Here is a 14,362-nt window from a genome sequence, read left to right as displayed (position 1 = left end):
CATGCGGCTAAGAAAGGTTAATTATGGCTCGCACCACCCCTATCGAACGTTACCGCAATATCGGCATCTCCGCGCATATCGATGCCGGCAAGACCACCACCACCGAGCGGATTCTGTTTTACACCGGGGTCAGCCACAAGCTGGGTGAAGTGCATGACGGCGCGGCGACCATGGACTGGATGGCGCAGGAACAGGAGCGCGGCATCACCATCACCTCGGCGGCCACCACCTGCTTCTGGAACGGCATGCAGCATAATTATCCGCAGCATCGCATCAATATCATCGACACCCCCGGGCACGTCGATTTCACCATTGAAGTGGAGCGTTCGATGCGCGTGCTGGACGGCGCCGTGATGGTCTATGACTCGGTGGGCGGCGTGCAGCCGCAGTCGGAAACCGTCTGGCGCCAGGCCAACAAGTACAAAGTGCCGCGGCTGGCGTTCGTCAACAAGATGGACCGCATCGGCGCGGATTTTTTCCGCGTGCGCAAAATGATGATCGAGCGCCTGAAAGCCAACCCGGTGCCTATCGTTATCCCTATCGGCGCCGAAGATCACTTCAGCGGCGTGGTGGATCTGGTGCGGATGAAAGCCATTCTGTGGGACGAGGCCTCGCAGGGCATGAACTTCAGCTTCGAAGAGATCCCGGCAGAGCTGCGCGACTCGGCACAGGAGTGGCGTGAAAACATGATTGAGGCCGCCGCCGAAGCGTCGGAAGAACTGATGGAGAAATACCTCAACCAGGTGCCGCTGAGCGAAGAGGAGATCGTTCACGGGCTGCGGGTGCGCACCGTCGCCGGCGAAATCCAGCCGATGCTGTGCGGCTCTGCGTTCCGCAACAAAGGGGTGCAGCGCATGCTGGATGCGGTAATTGAACTGATGCCCTCGCCGCTCGACGTGCCGCCGATGGAGGGCCACGGTGAACACGATGAAATCATCACCCGCAAAGCCGACGATAATGAAAAATTCTCGGCGCTGGCGTTCAAGCTGATGACCGACCCGTTCGTCGGCCAGCTGACTTTCGTGCGCGTCTACTCCGGGGTGCTGGCCAAAGGCAGCAGCGTTTACAACCCGATCAAGGGTAAAAAGGAACGCATCGGCCGCATCGTGCAGATGCACGCCAACGATCGTAAGGACATCGACGAACTGCACGCCGGTGATATCGCCGCCTGCGTTGGCCTGAAGGACGTCACCACCGGCGATACGCTGTGCGACCCTGGCGCCATCATCACGCTGGAACGCATGACCTTCCCCGAGCCGGTGATCGCCCAGGCGATCGAGCCAAAGACCAAGGGCGACCAGGAGAAAATGGGCATCGCGCTGCAGCGTCTCTCTTCGGAAGATCCGTCGTTCCGCGTGCGCACCGATGAAGAATCCGGCCAAACCATTATCTACGGCATGGGCGAGCTGCACCTCGAGATCATCGTCGATCGCATGCGCCGCGAGTTCGGGGTGGAGACTACCACCGGCAAGCCGCAGGTGTCGTACCGCGAAACCATCCGCAAACGGGTAACCGACGTGGAAGGCAAGTTCGTGCGCCAGTCCGGCGGTAAAGGGCAATACGGCCACGTGGTGCTGACCGTCGAACCCAACGACCCCGGCAAAGGCTTCGAATTCTTCGATGAGATCAAGGGCGGCGTCATTCCGGGCGAGTTTATCCCGGCGGTGAAAAAAGGCGTGCTTGAGGCGCTGAATAACGGCGTGCTGGCCGGTTATCAGGTGGTGGACGTCAAGGTACACCTGACCTTCGGTTCTTACCATGATGTCGACTCGTCGGAACAGGCGTTCCGCATGGCGGCGATCTTCGGCTTCAAGGAGGCCTGCCGCCTGGCGGACCCGGTGATCCTTGAGCCGATCATGTCGGTAGAAGTGGAAACGCCGGAAGATTATGCCGGCAACGTGATGGGCGACCTCTCCTCACGCCGCGGTCTGGTACAGGGTATGGAAGAGATCCCGGGCGGCGGCGGCAAGGAAATTCGCGCCAAGGTGCCGCTGTCCGAGATGTTCGGCTACTCGACCACCCTGCGTTCGATGTCGCAGGGCCGCGCCACCTACACCATGGAATTCAGCCACTACGCCGAAGCGCCGCGCAACGTGGCCGAAGAGATCATTCACCACAGCAAGCGTTAACCCTCACGCCCGCCTTCGCGGCGGGCGTCACCTCGGCTTGTCTTCCAGCGCCACCACCACCGGCTGCGGTTTGATGCGCATGGCGTACACCACGCCGGCGATCAGGCAGACGATGCCCGCCAGCGTCAGCAGCGGCGGCCAGGCCTGGCGCAACAGAAAGGTATACGCCAGCCCCGCCAGAATTTCGAACACGATGAGCGGCCCCACCAACACCGTCGGCAGCCGCTGGCTGGCTTCGTTCCAGCACAGCGCCCCCAGCCAGGAGCAGAACACGCCAATAACTAGCATCAGCGGGATAAACACCTCAGGGCGCGGGCCGAACGGCAAGGCAAACGCCGGTTCGCTCAGCGCCAATTGGCCGCAGACCGCCAGATAGCCCAGCAGCGCCAGCGGCAGCGTCACCAGCCCCTGCGCCGTGGCCCAGGTGGCCGGCCGCTGCGTCGGGTTCTCCCGCAGCCAACGCGAATTGCGCAGCGGGAACCAGGTCCAGCACGCCACCGCCAACACCGCCAGCCCAAGGCCGCTGAGATAGCGCCAGCCGTCGATCGGCACCGCATTGCCGCGCAGTTCGGCGATGTTTACGCACGCTAACCCGCAGACGATCAGCAGCAGCGCCGGCGCCAGCTTGCTCCAGGCCAGCCGCCCGTCGTGCCTGCCGTAAAACAGATTGGCGCAGATGGCGATCACCACCGGCAAGGTGCCGATGATCATGGTCGATACCGGTGCGCCGGTACGCTGAATGGCGCTGGCCAGGCACAGGTAGTACAGCAGATTGCCGATGGCCGTCAGTTTGAGCGCTTCCAGCCAATCCTGGCGCCGCAGCTTGCGCAGGCGGCGGCGATCGAACCACGCCAGCGGCAGGGTGATCAGCCCGAAGGCCAGATAGCGCCCGGTGGACTGCAGCGCGGCGGGATAATCCGGCACCAGCAGCGGACCGACGAAAATCAGTCCCCACATCAGCCCGGCGGCCAGGGCAAACACAACGCCAATCAACATAACGACTCCGACAAACGGCCGGCGCGGCCAACCCGCCCGACAAGACAGCGGCAGAGTAACGAAAACGCGGGGAGGAATTATTGTAGCAGGTTGCTGTTTTAGCCCAATTTCACCTGTTTCTGGAAACGCACTGGCGTGACGCCGTAACGGTTGGCGAAGGCACGCGTCAGGTGAGCCTGATCGGTCAGCCCCGCCGCCGCCGCCACCTGTGCAGCGGGCATGCCGCGCTCCAGCATGCGTTTGGCCTGTGACAGCCGGATCGCCATCAGCATCTGCTGCGGCGAAACGTGATATTCGGCCTTGAACTTGCGCAGGAAATGGTACGGGCTGAGCGACACCAGCTCGGCCAGTTGGTTGAGCGTTATGGCCTCGGCGAAGTTATCGTGCAGGTAGCTTTTCACCACCTCGAAACGGTGCGCCGCCTCGGCTTTCTCTCGCCGCCCGGTACGGATGTGCGGGTGCAACACCTCGACCGCCTCCAACAGCAGGCCGTCGAGCGTGAGCGGATCGTCGGTTTGCCACAGCGTGGCGAGAATGGCGGACAGGCGCTGCGCCGCCCGCGGATCGTGGCGCACCGCATCGGTAAACCACTGGCACCGATCGCCGGACAGCTGCTCCAGCGCCTCGGGCGCCAGGTAGAGCATGCGATAACACCAGCCGCCCGGCGTTTCGGCTTCGCCGGTGTGCAGCTCGTCCGGGTTCATCAGCACCAGCGCGCCCGGCGCCGCCAGGTGCTGCGCCCCGCGATAGCGAAAACGCTCCGCCCCGGTGTCCACGGTGCCGATGGCGAAGGCGTCGTGGGTATGCGGCTCGAAGGCATAGCGTTCGATATGCGCCTGATAGAGTTCGACGCCGGGCAGATGCGACAAATGCCGGAACTGCGCGCAGTCCTTCTCGAACGGAAACTGTTGTGGAACCCCTTGCACCCGACCTCCTCATCCGTGCTGACAATCTGCTCAGCATAGCCAAAACATCGCCGGTTGAGTAGCCGCCCTGCTCCTTTCGTGCCCCTCGCCTGGACGATCGCCGCCATTCGGCGTAGGGTTAAGGTCCCTGTCCCTTTCAGACGGGCCGCATCGCGAAGCTCATCGGCCCCTGACACTCCGCAAACAAGAGGCAACAATGTATCCGGATACTCAACTGTATATCGATGGACAATGGCGCAGCGCACTGGCCGGAAAAACCCTGCCGGTCACCAATCCCGCTACCGACGAGGTCATCGGTCAAGTGGCGCATGCCGCCGCAGAGGATCTCGATCTGGCGCTGGCCGCCACCGAGCGCGGATTTAACGTCTGGCGCGACACCGCCGCGCACCAGCGCGCCAACCTGATGCGCAAAGCCGCGGCGCTGCTACGCGAACGCGCCAACGCCATCGCCGCCGTCATGACGCAGGAACAGGGTAAGCCGGTGGCGCAGGCCAAAGTCGAAATTCTCAACGCCGCCGACGTTATCGACTGGTTCGCCGGCGAAGCCACCCGCACCTACGGGCAGATCATTCCTTCCCGCGCCCGCGATGTACAGCAGCAAACCCTCAAGCTGCCGGTCGGCCCGGTGGCCGCCTTCACGCCGTGGAACTTCCCGATCAACCAGATCGTGCGCAAGCTGTCCGCCGCGCTGGCGGCGGGCTGTTCCATCATCGTCAAAGGCCCGGAAGAAACGCCGGCCTCACCGGCTGAACTGATCAAAGCCTTCGCCGACGCCGGTATTCCGGCCGGGGTGATCGCGCTGGTGTATGGCACCCCGGCGGACATTTCGGAATACCTGATCCCCCATCCGACCATTCGCAAGATCTCCTTCACCGGCTCCACTCGCGTGGGCAAGCATTTGGCGGCGCTGGCCGGCCAGCATATGAAAAAGGCCACCATGGAGCTGGGCGGCCACGCGCCGGTGCTGATCTTCGACGATGCCGATCTCGACGCGGCGGCCAAAGAGCTGGCGCAGTCCAAGTTCCGCAACGCCGGCCAGGTCTGTATCGCCCCGACCCGCTTCCTGATCCAACAAGGCGTTTATGAGGCCTTCGTGGAGAAATTCACCGCCGCGGTGCGTGAGCTCAAGCTCGGCAACGGGCTGGAAGACGGCGTGACGATGGGGCCGATGGTGTTGGGCCGCAGCGTCGACAATATCGAGGCGCTGGTGCAGGATGCCGTCGCCCACGGGGCGAAGGCCAGCACCGGCGGCAAGCGCGTGGCGGGCAAAGGCAACTTCTTCGAGCCGACGGTGCTACGCGACGTGCCGCTGAGCGCGCGCGCCATGTCGGAAGAGCCGTTTGGCCCGGTCGCCCTGCTGCGCCCGTTCGCTACCTATGACGAGGCGATCGCCGAAGCCAACCGCCTGCCGTACGGGCTGGCCGCCTACGCTTACAGCCGCAACATCGCCACCGTCAATGCGCTGGGGCGTGACGTGGAGAGCGGCATGCTGAGCATCAACCACATCGGTTTCGGCCTGCCGGAAACGCCGTTTGGTGGCGTGAAAGACTCCGGCCACGGCACCGAAGGCGGCAGCGAAGCGATCGAATCCTACCTGGAAACGCGCTTTGTCACCGTCGCCGGCCGATAATCGCCCGGCGGATGAATAGCCAGAAGCCCCGCAATGCGGGGCTTTTTTTTACTCACCGGCCAGTTCGAACAGCTGCCGCGCCGCCGGGGTCAGCCCCAGCATGTGAATACAGGCATGCACCATGCCCGGCAACCGTTCGCAGCGCACCGGCACGCCCGCCTCGCGTAGCCGCTGCGCATACTGCTCGGCCTCATCGCGCAGCGGATCGTATTCGCAGCTCAGGATGGTGGCCGGCGGTAACCCGCGCAGCGTGGCGGCATACAACGGTTCCGCGCCGGGATCACGCCGCTGGCCCAGATACTGCTGCCAACAAAACCCCATCGCGTCGCGCGTCAGAAAGTGCCCCTCGGCAAACTCGTGATAGCTCGTCGTCGTCATCTCGCGGCTGAGCGCCGGGTACAGCAGCAGCTGACGTTCGATGTACGGGCCGCTGCGATCCCGCGCCAACAGTGCGACCGCCGCCGCCAGATTGCCCCCTGCGCTATCACCGCCCACTGCCAGGCGCTGCGCGTCAATCCCCAACTGCGGCGCCCGTTGTGCCACCCAGCAGAGCGCCTGATAGACATCTTCCAGCGGCTGTGGAAACGGGTATTCCGGCGCCAGACGATAGTCAACCGACAGGATCACCCGGCCGGTGGCGTTAGCCAACGCCTGACAGGGCCGATCGTACAACGCCAGTGAGCCGAGGCACCAGCCGCCGCCGTGGGCGAACAGCATCGCCGGCTGCGCGGTCGTGCCGTTTTCCCCCGCCGGTAGATAGGCGCGCAGTGCAATCCGGTGTCCATCGGCGGCGACCACCGTATGGTCCCTGACGCCGCCGCTCGGTTCCGCCTCGCCCTGCAGCTGGCGTAAACCGGTTTCCGTGGCCGCGCGCATTGCCGCCAGCGAAGCGGGCGGTGGCACGTCGGCCGATGCCGTCAAAAAGGCGGCGATGCGTTCATCAAGCGGCATACGGCTCTCCCGCCAGGAATGACGTAATCAGTGCAATAAATTCCTCATGACACTCCTCGGTGATGAAATGGCCGCAGCCGGCGACGGTTTCGCCCCGCAGATCGTGCGCATTGCCCTGTAGCGTCGTCAGCGGCGCGTCGCCGGTGGCGTGCTCCGCTCCCACCGTCAACACCGGCATCGTCAAGGGCGTAGCGGCGCGCAGCCGGTTCTGCCGCACGGTCTCCGGGATCGCCCGGTAATAGTCGAATCCGGCGCGCAGGCCGCCCGGTGCCGAATAGGCGGCGATATACACCTCCGTCGCCACCCGATCGCGCCGATAGGACCAGCGGTTGAAGATATAGCCAAGATACTCCCGTTCGCGCCCCTGGGTCAGGGTCTCCGGCAAATCCGCCAGTTGATTGAACATGAAATGCCACAGGAAGATGTTCTCCTCCGGCGCAACGAAAATCGGCGGCGGCGGCGCCAGCCCGGGGATCACGGCCTCCGTCAGCACCAGACGCTCCACCGCCTGCGGGAAATCGCTCGCCATGGCGTAACCGATCCACATGCCGATGTCGTGGCCAACCAGTTGGTAACGTCCATGGCCCAGTTGCGCCATCATTGTGTGCAACACCGCGCCGATGCTGCCGGTGTCGTAGCCGCCAGCGGGCTTGTCAGAATCGCCGATGCCCGGCGGATCGACGGCGATCGCCTGAAAACCGGCCGCCGCCAGCGCTTGCATCACATGGCGCCAGGTGTACCAGGTTTGCGGCCAGCCGGGGATCAGCAGCACCGGCCGCCCTTCACCGGCCACCACGCAGTGAAGGCGCCGGCCGTTCACCTGGAGATAGACGTGTTCCGCCGCGAGATCCGCCAACGGGACCTCGTTCTGTAGATATTGCATGGGTGACTCCCTGAAAAGTTGGGCTCAGCGAATGCCGAGCAAGGCGTTGATCTGCTGCGGGCTGACCGGCGCACCGGCGAAGTCATCGAACACTTTGTCGGTGACGCAGATAATGCGATCGCGAATGAAGGCTGCGCCTTCGCGCGCGCCGTCCTGCGGGTTTTTCAGGCAACATTCCCACTCCAATGCCGCCCAGCCCGAATAGCCGTACTGCGTCAGGCGCGAAAAGATGCCGTTGAAATCAACCTGGCCGTCGCCCAGCGAGCGGAAGCGGCCGGCGCGATCGATCCAGGATTGATAGCCGCCGTAAATGCCCTGGCGACCGGTCGGATTGAACTCGGCGTCCTTGACGTGGAACATGCCGATAACGTCCTTATAGATATCGATAAACTCCAGATAGTTAAGCTGCTGCAGCACCATATGGCTCGGATCGAACAGCACCCGACAACGCGGGTGGTTACCGACGCGCTCAAGAAACCTCTCGAACGTCACGCCGTCGTGCAGATCCTCACTCGGGTGAATTTCATAACACAGGTTGATGCCCTGCTCGTCGCAGGCGTTCAGCACCGGCAGCCAGCGTTTGGCGAGTTCGTCGAACGCGGTGTCGATCAATCCTTCCGGGCGCTGTGGGAACGGGAACAGATAGGGCCAGACCAGCGAACCGGAAAAGGTGCCCAGCTCGCTGAGCCCGAGCCGCGCCGACGCCTTCACCGCCAGCAGCATTTGCTGCCGCGCCCACTCGCCGCGCGCCTGCGGATTGCCCTGCAGCGCCGGCGGCGCGAAGCTGTCAAACAGCGCATCGTAAGCCGGGTGTACCGCCATCAGCTGGCCGAAGATATGGCTGGTCAATTCACTGACCACCAACCCCTGCTCCGCCAACATGCCGGTCAGATCGTCGCAGTATGTTTGGCTTTCCGCGGCGGTGGCCACGTCGAATAAACGCCGATCCCAGGCCGGGATCTGCAAGGCGGTAAAACCGGTTTGCGCCGCCCACTCGGCGATGGCCGGCAGGCTGTTGAACGGCGCTGTCTCATCGCTGAACTGCGCGAGATGTAGGCTTGGACCTTTGAGGGTTTTCATCGTAAACTCCTATTAGTTGTCAATTGACAAACAATAGAGGCAAGGCGCGATGACCGCAAGCGAAATTTATAAAGACATTGGTATTCCCGCCGATTTAAGCGATCCTATGTCGCTGAATGGCAGGTAAATTGGAGCAGAGAATGGCTGGCAGACCGCGTGAGTTCGACCGCGAACAGGCGCTCTTGAAGGCGCGAAACTTATTTTGGCGGCAAGGTTACGAAGGCACCTCGATGTCGGATCTGGTGGCGGAATTGGGCATTGCTTCCGCGCGCATCTACAAGGCGTTCGGCTCCAAAGAGCAGCTGTTCCGCGAGGCAATCGCCAGTTACGAAACCGAGGAAGGCGGTTTCGCCGATCGCGCCTTCGCGCAGGAAAGCGGCATTCGCCCGGCGATCCAACGTATGCTGGAAGATGCCGTGCGTCTCTACAGCCGGCCAGATCTGCCGCAGGGCTGCATGGTGGTCTCCGCCGCCGCCAGTGTCAGTGCGGAAAACGATGGGCTCAAAACCTGGCTGGCAGAGCATCGGTTGCAGCGTACGCAGCAGATCATCGAACGGCTGCGGCAGGCGGTGCAAACCGGCGAATTGCCGGCCGATACCGACGCCGACAGCCTGGGTGACTATTTCGCCGTCTTCCTGCACGGCCTGTCGATTCAGGCACGTGACGGCGTCACTGAAGAGCGGCTATTGGCAGCGGTAAAGGTGGCGCTGGCGGTCCTGGGCGCCGCTTAATCCTCCGGCAGATCGACAATCACCAGCGTGCCTTCGCTGCCCGGCAACACGCGATGCGGCACGCCGGCCGCGGCCTGATACAGCTGGCCGGCGCGCACCACCACCACTTCCCCCGCCACCTGCAGCCGCAGGTGGCCGCTGATCACCAGCAATCCTTCGCTGTAATCATGCACTTCATCCGCAATGCTGCGCGCGTCCATGCGCAGCACTTTGATATTGGCCGCACCGACGCGGCCCAGCACGGCAGAACGCCAGGCCTCGGGCAGTTCGTCCGCCTGCTGGTTTAAATCGAACAGCATCGTCATACCTTATCGCGACACAGGAACCCGCACTCTACTGCAAGCCGCCAGGTGCTGAAAGACGCGTTGGTTGTAGATTATTCCCCGACGTTCTGAGCCGCCGCCTCACGCCGCAGCCATTGCCGCAGATTTTCGCCTTCCTGCGACAGCTCGCTATCCAGTCGAGCGCACAGGTAATAATCGCGGCCGTCGTCGATCGGCAGATCGAACATTTTGATCAACTCACCGCTCTCAAGGTATTGGGCGATTAACGGTTCACGCATCAACGCGCACCCTAGCCCCGCCTGCACCGCCGCCAGTGTCAACAATCCGTCTTCAAACATCGGTCCGATGCTGCGCAGCGGGCGTTTAACGCCGGCCTGCTGAAACCATTGCATCCAGGTATTGCGCTCCTCGTCGTGCAGCAGCGGCAGCGTCGCCAGCTGATCCGGCGTATCCAGCAAACCGTGCAGTTTACTGAATGCCCGGCTGCACACCGGCACCATTTGGCCAGACATCAGCTTTTCGCTGCGATAGCCGGTCCACTGCCCAACCCCGAAGCGGATCGACAGATCGGCGGCGTCGCTCAGGTAATTGCGGTGGTTGGCGTAAACCACATTGATGTCGATATCCGGATTTTCGCGCAAAAAGCCACGCAGCCGCGGAATGAACCAGCCCATGCCGAACAGCGGGATCAGGCTGATGGTGACCTGCCGCGATGCGGACTGCTCGCGCACGTGTTCGGTCGCCTGGCGCAGCACGTTAAACGCCGAGCGAATCGAACGGTAATACTCTCGCCCCTCGCTGCGCAGCACCAGGTTACGCCCCTGCCGTTCGGTCAACGGCATCTGCAAAAATGCCTCCAGCGTTTTGAGTTGATGACTGACCGCCGAAGGCGAAATCATCAGCTCGTTAGCCGCCGCGCTGATGCCACCCAGGCGCGCGATGGCTTCGAACGCCCGCACGGCGCGCAGCGGCGGATCGTTCGGCAGCATCGGCAATGGCTCATCGTACTGTTCTGTTTTTTTCATATATTGACTGTTTTTGGGAAATCGACACTGAAGGGATGGGTTTAATATACATAAAAATCAACGCATTAAAATCACTCGTTTTTTGTATAAGAAAGTATTTTTCCGTATTTTACAATTTTTTTAAATTCTCTACTGTGAGCCTCCTGACTCATTATCTCCGGACTCTCCTTATGGATACGCTGGTACAGCAAACCGTCAACGGTTTGATGCTCGGCAGCATCTATGCGCTGATCGCGCTCGGTTACACCATGGTGTACGGCATCCTGCGCATCATCAATTTCGCGCACGGCGACGTGCTGATGGTCGGTGCGCTGAGCGCGTTGTCGGCGATCGGCGTGTTGCAACACCACTTTCCCGCGTTATCGCCGTACGCCACGCTGCTGCTGGCGGCCCTGTTCGCCATGGCGGTCTGCGCCATTACCTCGATGGCGATCGAGCGTCTCGCCTACCGCCGGTTGCGCACTGCGCCGCGCCTGGCTCCGCTGATCAGCGGCATCGGCGTCTCGCTGCTGCTGCAAACCCTGGCGATGCTGATCTGGTCACGCAATCCCCTGATGTTTCCGCAGCTGCTGCCAATGACCCCCATCGCCCTGACCGCAGGCAGCGGCGGGCATGCGCCGGCGGTGATCACCGGCACGGCGATCGTCACGCTGGCGGTGGCCGTGGCGGTCATGGCCGGCCTCTGGCTGCTGGTCGAACACAGCCGTTTCGGCCGCGCCATGCGCGCTACGGCGGAAAACCCGCAGGTCGCCGGCCTGATGGGCATCAGTCCTGACCGCATCATCGTTCTGACCTTTGCGCTCGGCGGCGCGCTGGCGGCGGTGGCCGGCATCATGATGGCCAGCAACTACGGCAACGCCGGTTTCTCGATGGGCTTTCTGCCGGGCATCAAGGCGTTTACCGCCGCCGTGCTCGGCGGCATCGGCAACCTGCGCGGCGCGATGCTCGGCGGATTGCTGCTGGGCCTGTTCGAATCGCTGGGCACCGGCTATCTCGGCGAGCTGACCGGCGGCGTGTTCGGCAGCAACTACCAGGACGTGTTCGCGTTTCTGGTGCTGATCGCCGTACTGGTCTTCCGCCCCTCCGGGCTCTTGGGCGAACGCATCGCCACGCGCGCATAAGGACATCACCATGACCGTTTTGACTCCCCCCGTTCCTCTGGCCACGCCGCGTCGCGCCAGGCTGGGGCTGACGCTGTTCATTCTCGCGCTGCTGCTGGCGCCCTGGGTGGCGGGCGCCGCCGGTGGCAACTACTGGGTGCGGGTCGTCGACTTCGCCCTGCTGTACCTGATGCTGGCGCTCGGGCTGAACATCGTAGTGGGCATGACCGGGTTGCTGGACATGGGCTTTATCGCCTTTTACGCCGTCGGCGCCTATTTGGCCGCGCTGCTGTCATCACCGCATCTGACGCAGCAATTCCCGCTGCTGCTGCAGTGGTTCCCCGACGGGCTGCACCTGTCGATGCTGTGGCTGATCCCGCTGGCGGCGCTGCTGGCGGCGGCGTGCGGCATCCTGCTTGGCGCGCCGACGCTGCGGCTGCGCGGCGACTATCTGGCGATCGTCACGCTCGGTTTCGGCGAGATCGTGCGCATTCTGATGCGTAACCTCGATCGCCCGGTCAACCTCACCAACGGCCCTAAAGGCATTTCCGGCATCGACCCGGTCAGCCTGTTCGGCCTGAAGTTTTCCGGCATGCATGAGTGGTTCGGCGTGCGTTTCTCCGGGCTGTATCTCTATTACTACCTGTTCGCCGCGCTGCTTCTGGCGATCCTGTTTATCAGCCTGCGGCTGCAAAACTCGCGCATTGGCCGCGCATGGACAGCGATCCGCGAAGACGAGGACGCCGCGCGGGCGATGGGCATCAATACCCGCAACTTCAAGCTGCTGGCCTTCGCCATCGGCGCCACCTTTGGCGGTGTGGCCGGCGCGTTGTTTGCCGCGTTTCAGGGCTTCGTGTCGCCGGAATCGTTCACTCTGCAGGAATCGATCGCCGTACTGGCGATGGTGGTGCTCGGCGGCATGGGGCACATCCCCGGCGTGATCCTGGGCGCGCTGCTGCTGGCCGCCCTGCCGGAGCTGCTGCGCAGCAGCATGGGGCCGCTGCAGCAGGCGCTGTTCGGTCAGGTGCTGATCGACCCGGAAATCATTCGCCAACTGTTTTACGGCCTGGCGTTGATCCTGGTGATGCTGTATCGCCCGGCGGGCCTGTGGCCGGCTCGCCATGCTGGGAGGACCGCCGCATGACGCCACTGCTCGCTTTAAATCACGTCAGCAAACGTTTCGGCGGCCTGACGGCGGTGGATGACGTCAGCATGAGCATCCGCCAGGGGGAAATCTACGGCCTGATCGGGCCGAACGGCGCCGGTAAGACCACCTGCTTCAACCTGATCACCGGCCTGTATCGCGCCGACGCGGGCGAATTCCGCCTGGCGGGCCAGCGCTATAAGCCCCAGGCGATCGACAAAGTGGCGCAGGCCGGCATTGCCCGCACCTTCCAAAACCTGCGGTTGTTCAATGAAATGAGCGTGCTGGAAAACGTGATGGTCGGCTGCCACGTGCGCACCCGCAACGGCCTGTGGGCGGCGATCGCCCGGCACCGTCGCGCCAGGGAGGAGGAACAGGCGGTGCGCGATAAATCTCATGCGCTGCTGGAGTACGTCGGCATCAGCCAATTCGCTCATTACCGCGCCGGCGATCTCGCCTACGGCCATCAGCGGCGGCTGGAGATTGCCCGCGCGCTGGCGACCGAGCCCCGGTTGCTGGCGCTGGACGAACCGGCGGCCGGCATGAACGCCGGAGAAAAAGTGGCGCTGCGCGAACTGCTGCTGCGCATCCGCGACAGCGGCAAAACGCTGCTGCTGATTGAACATGACGTCAAGCTGGTGATGGGTCTGTGCGATCGGCTGACGGTGCTGGATTACGGTAAAGCGATCGCCGAAGGCGAACCGGCGCAGGTGCGGCGCGAACCGGCGGTCATTCAGGCCTATCTGGGAGGTGGCGCGCATGTCTGAAGCCCTGCTGAGCGTTAAACGACTCAAAGTGTCTTATGGCGGCATTCATGCGGTCAAAGGCATCGATTTCACGGTGAACGCCAGCGAACAGGTGACGCTGATCGGCGCCAATGGCGCGGGCAAAACCTCCAGCCTGCGGGCGCTGACCGGCCTGCAGCCGTTTGAGGGCGACATCCTGTTCGACGGCCGTTCGATTCGCGGCATGCCGCCGCACCGCTTGCTGCAACAGGGGCTGGTGATGGGGCCGGAGGGACGCGGCATTTTCACCCGCCTGACGGTGCGAGAAAACCTGCAGCTGGGCGCCTATGCGCGGCGTGACGCATCGGCGGTGCGGCAAGATTTCGAACGCGTGTGCGCCACCTTCCCACGGCTGAGCGAGCGCCTGCATCAACCGGCCGGGCTGCTTTCCGGCGGTGAACAACAGATGGTGGCGATGGGCCGCGCGCTGCTCAGCCGCCCGCGGCTGCTGATATTGGACGAACCGTCGATGGGGCTGGCGCCGATTGTGGTGGAGGCCATTTTCTCGGTCATCAAGCAGTTAGCCCGTGACGGCGTCACGCTGCTGTTGGTCGAGCAGAACGCCCGCCTGGCGCTGGCGTCCACCGATCGCGCCTACGTATTGGACAGCGGCCGCCTGAGCCACAGCGGCCGCTCCGCCGACATGCTGGACGATGAAAAAATCAAACAGATCTATTTGGGTGAATAACCGTTGTTAC

At 63.2% G+C, this 14,362-nt stretch carries 14 protein-coding genes; 7 read left to right on the top strand and 7 right to left on the bottom strand.

Annotated features, from left to right (window positions below; all coding sequences use genetic code 11):
* Positions 1 to 23: 23 nt before the first annotated feature.
* Positions 24 to 2,129: an elongation factor G gene (fusA, locus tag N6G83_RS05320; RefSeq protein ID WP_025302922.1), complete on the top strand. Its 2,106-nt coding sequence runs from the start codon at positions 24 to 26 to the stop codon at positions 2,127 to 2,129.
* Positions 2,130 to 2,156: 27 nt separating this feature from the next.
* On the opposite strand, the gene N6G83_RS05315 is transcribed toward fusA, so the two are convergent.
* Together N6G83_RS05315 and N6G83_RS05310 are read right to left on the bottom strand one after the other, a co-directional pair.
* Positions 2,157 to 3,125 carry a DMT family transporter gene (locus N6G83_RS05315; protein WP_025302923.1) on the bottom strand — a complete coding sequence of 323 codons (969 nt, stop codon included), beginning with the start codon at positions 3,123 to 3,125 and terminating at the stop codon, positions 2,157 to 2,159.
* Positions 3,126 to 3,223: 98 nt separating this feature from the next.
* Positions 3,224 to 4,051 carry an AraC family transcriptional regulator gene (locus tag N6G83_RS05310; RefSeq protein WP_025302924.1) on the bottom strand — a complete coding sequence of 276 codons (828 nt, stop codon included), beginning with the start codon at positions 4,049 to 4,051 and terminating at the stop codon, positions 3,224 to 3,226.
* Between the two features lie 196 nt (positions 4,052 to 4,247).
* Between N6G83_RS05310 and N6G83_RS05305 the strand changes: the two genes are divergently transcribed.
* Entirely contained in the window at positions 4,248 to 5,681 is a 1,434-nt protein-coding gene (locus N6G83_RS05305) for an NAD-dependent succinate-semialdehyde dehydrogenase (protein WP_025302925.1), read from the top strand.
* Positions 5,682 to 5,729: 48 nt separating this feature from the next.
* Here N6G83_RS05305 and N6G83_RS05300 read toward each other — a convergent pair whose 3' ends face one another.
* From N6G83_RS05300 to N6G83_RS05290, 3 genes are read right to left on the bottom strand one after another with little or no spacing between them, the layout of a single operon-like run.
* Positions 5,730 to 6,632, bottom strand: a complete 903-nt coding sequence (locus N6G83_RS05300) for an alpha/beta hydrolase (protein ID WP_025302926.1) — start codon at positions 6,630 to 6,632, stop codon at positions 5,730 to 5,732.
* On the bottom strand, positions 6,622 to 7,515 hold the full coding sequence (locus tag N6G83_RS05295) for an alpha/beta fold hydrolase (protein ID WP_260514829.1): 894 nt from the start codon (positions 7,513 to 7,515) through the stop codon (positions 6,622 to 6,624). Before N6G83_RS05295 ends, N6G83_RS05300 begins: the two co-directional genes overlap by 11 nt.
* Before the next feature lie 24 nt (positions 7,516 to 7,539).
* The gene (locus N6G83_RS05290; RefSeq protein ID WP_025302928.1) at positions 7,540 to 8,595 is read right to left on the bottom strand and encodes a sugar phosphate isomerase/epimerase family protein; all 1,056 of its coding nucleotides are present in this window, start codon (positions 8,593 to 8,595) and stop codon (positions 7,540 to 7,542) included.
* Positions 8,596 to 8,735: 140 nt separating this feature from the next.
* On the opposite strand from N6G83_RS05290, the gene N6G83_RS05285 reads away from it, so the two are divergent.
* The gene (locus N6G83_RS05285) at positions 8,736 to 9,326 is read left to right on the top strand and encodes a TetR/AcrR family transcriptional regulator (protein WP_025302929.1); all 591 of its coding nucleotides are present in this window, start codon (positions 8,736 to 8,738) and stop codon (positions 9,324 to 9,326) included.
* Here N6G83_RS05285 and N6G83_RS05280 read toward each other — a convergent pair.
* Both N6G83_RS05280 and N6G83_RS05275 read right to left on the bottom strand, forming a co-directional pair.
* The gene (locus N6G83_RS05280; protein ID WP_025302930.1) at positions 9,323 to 9,625 is read right to left on the bottom strand and encodes a cupin domain-containing protein; all 303 of its coding nucleotides are present in this window, start codon (positions 9,623 to 9,625) and stop codon (positions 9,323 to 9,325) included. The genes N6G83_RS05285 and N6G83_RS05280 overlap by 4 nt on opposite strands.
* A 77-nt stretch (positions 9,626 to 9,702) precedes the next feature.
* A complete protein-coding gene (locus N6G83_RS05275; protein ID WP_025302931.1) occupies positions 9,703 to 10,635 on the bottom strand; it encodes a LysR substrate-binding domain-containing protein in 933 nt (310 codons plus the stop codon).
* 170 nt (positions 10,636 to 10,805) lie between these two features.
* Here N6G83_RS05275 and N6G83_RS05270 point away from each other — a divergent pair, with 170 nt between their 5' ends.
* From N6G83_RS05270 to N6G83_RS05255, 4 genes are read left to right on the top strand one after another with little or no spacing between them, the layout of a single operon-like run.
* Positions 10,806 to 11,756, top strand: coding sequence for a branched-chain amino acid ABC transporter permease (locus tag N6G83_RS05270; protein ID WP_043143464.1), 951 nt, complete (start codon positions 10,806 to 10,808; stop codon positions 11,754 to 11,756).
* Between the two features lie 10 nt (positions 11,757 to 11,766).
* The gene (locus N6G83_RS05265) at positions 11,767 to 12,879 is read left to right on the top strand and encodes an ABC transporter permease subunit (RefSeq protein WP_025302933.1); all 1,113 of its coding nucleotides are present in this window, start codon (positions 11,767 to 11,769) and stop codon (positions 12,877 to 12,879) included.
* Positions 12,876 to 13,646 carry an ABC transporter ATP-binding protein gene (locus N6G83_RS05260; RefSeq protein ID WP_025302934.1) on the top strand — a complete coding sequence of 257 codons (771 nt, stop codon included), beginning with the start codon at positions 12,876 to 12,878 and terminating at the stop codon, positions 13,644 to 13,646. The genes N6G83_RS05265 and N6G83_RS05260 overlap by 4 nt, the downstream gene beginning before the upstream one ends.
* A complete protein-coding gene (locus N6G83_RS05255; protein WP_260514825.1) occupies positions 13,639 to 14,352 on the top strand; it encodes an ABC transporter ATP-binding protein in 714 nt (237 codons plus the stop codon). The genes N6G83_RS05260 and N6G83_RS05255 overlap by 8 nt, the downstream gene beginning before the upstream one ends.
* Positions 14,353 to 14,362 lie beyond the last annotated feature (10 nt).

The organism is Serratia sp. PL7 (assembly GCF_945957435.1).
Note: the sequence above shows the minus strand (reverse complement) of the source record. Positions and strands in the feature narration are given on the sequence as shown.

Coding starts and splice junctions, on each gene's coding strand:
- fusA (WP_025302922.1), top strand. CDS start 24: ATGGCTCGCACCACCCCTATCGAACGTTACCGCAATATCGGCATCTCC.
- N6G83_RS05315 (WP_025302923.1), bottom strand. CDS start 3,125: ATGTTGATTGGCGTTGTGTTTGCCCTGGCCGCCGGGCTGATGTGGGGA.
- N6G83_RS05305 (WP_025302925.1), top strand. CDS start 4,248: ATGTATCCGGATACTCAACTGTATATCGATGGACAATGGCGCAGCGCA.
- N6G83_RS05300 (WP_025302926.1), bottom strand. CDS start 6,632: ATGCCGCTTGATGAACGCATCGCCGCCTTTTTGACGGCATCGGCCGAC.
- N6G83_RS05295 (WP_260514829.1), bottom strand. CDS start 7,515: ATGCAATATCTACAGAACGAGGTCCCGTTGGCGGATCTCGCGGCGGAA.
- N6G83_RS05290 (WP_025302928.1), bottom strand. CDS start 8,595: ATGAAAACCCTCAAAGGTCCAAGCCTACATCTCGCGCAGTTCAGCGAT.
- N6G83_RS05285 (WP_025302929.1), top strand. CDS start 8,736: ATGGCTGGCAGACCGCGTGAGTTCGACCGCGAACAGGCGCTCTTGAAG.
- N6G83_RS05280 (WP_025302930.1), bottom strand. CDS start 9,625: ATGCTGTTCGATTTAAACCAGCAGGCGGACGAACTGCCCGAGGCCTGG.
- N6G83_RS05275 (WP_025302931.1), bottom strand. CDS start 10,635: ATGAAAAAAACAGAACAGTACGATGAGCCATTGCCGATGCTGCCGAAC.
- N6G83_RS05270 (WP_043143464.1), top strand. CDS start 10,806: ATGGATACGCTGGTACAGCAAACCGTCAACGGTTTGATGCTCGGCAGC.
- N6G83_RS05265 (WP_025302933.1), top strand. CDS start 11,767: ATGACCGTTTTGACTCCCCCCGTTCCTCTGGCCACGCCGCGTCGCGCC.
- N6G83_RS05260 (WP_025302934.1), top strand. CDS start 12,876: ATGACGCCACTGCTCGCTTTAAATCACGTCAGCAAACGTTTCGGCGGC.
- N6G83_RS05255 (WP_260514825.1), top strand. CDS start 13,639: ATGTCTGAAGCCCTGCTGAGCGTTAAACGACTCAAAGTGTCTTATGGC.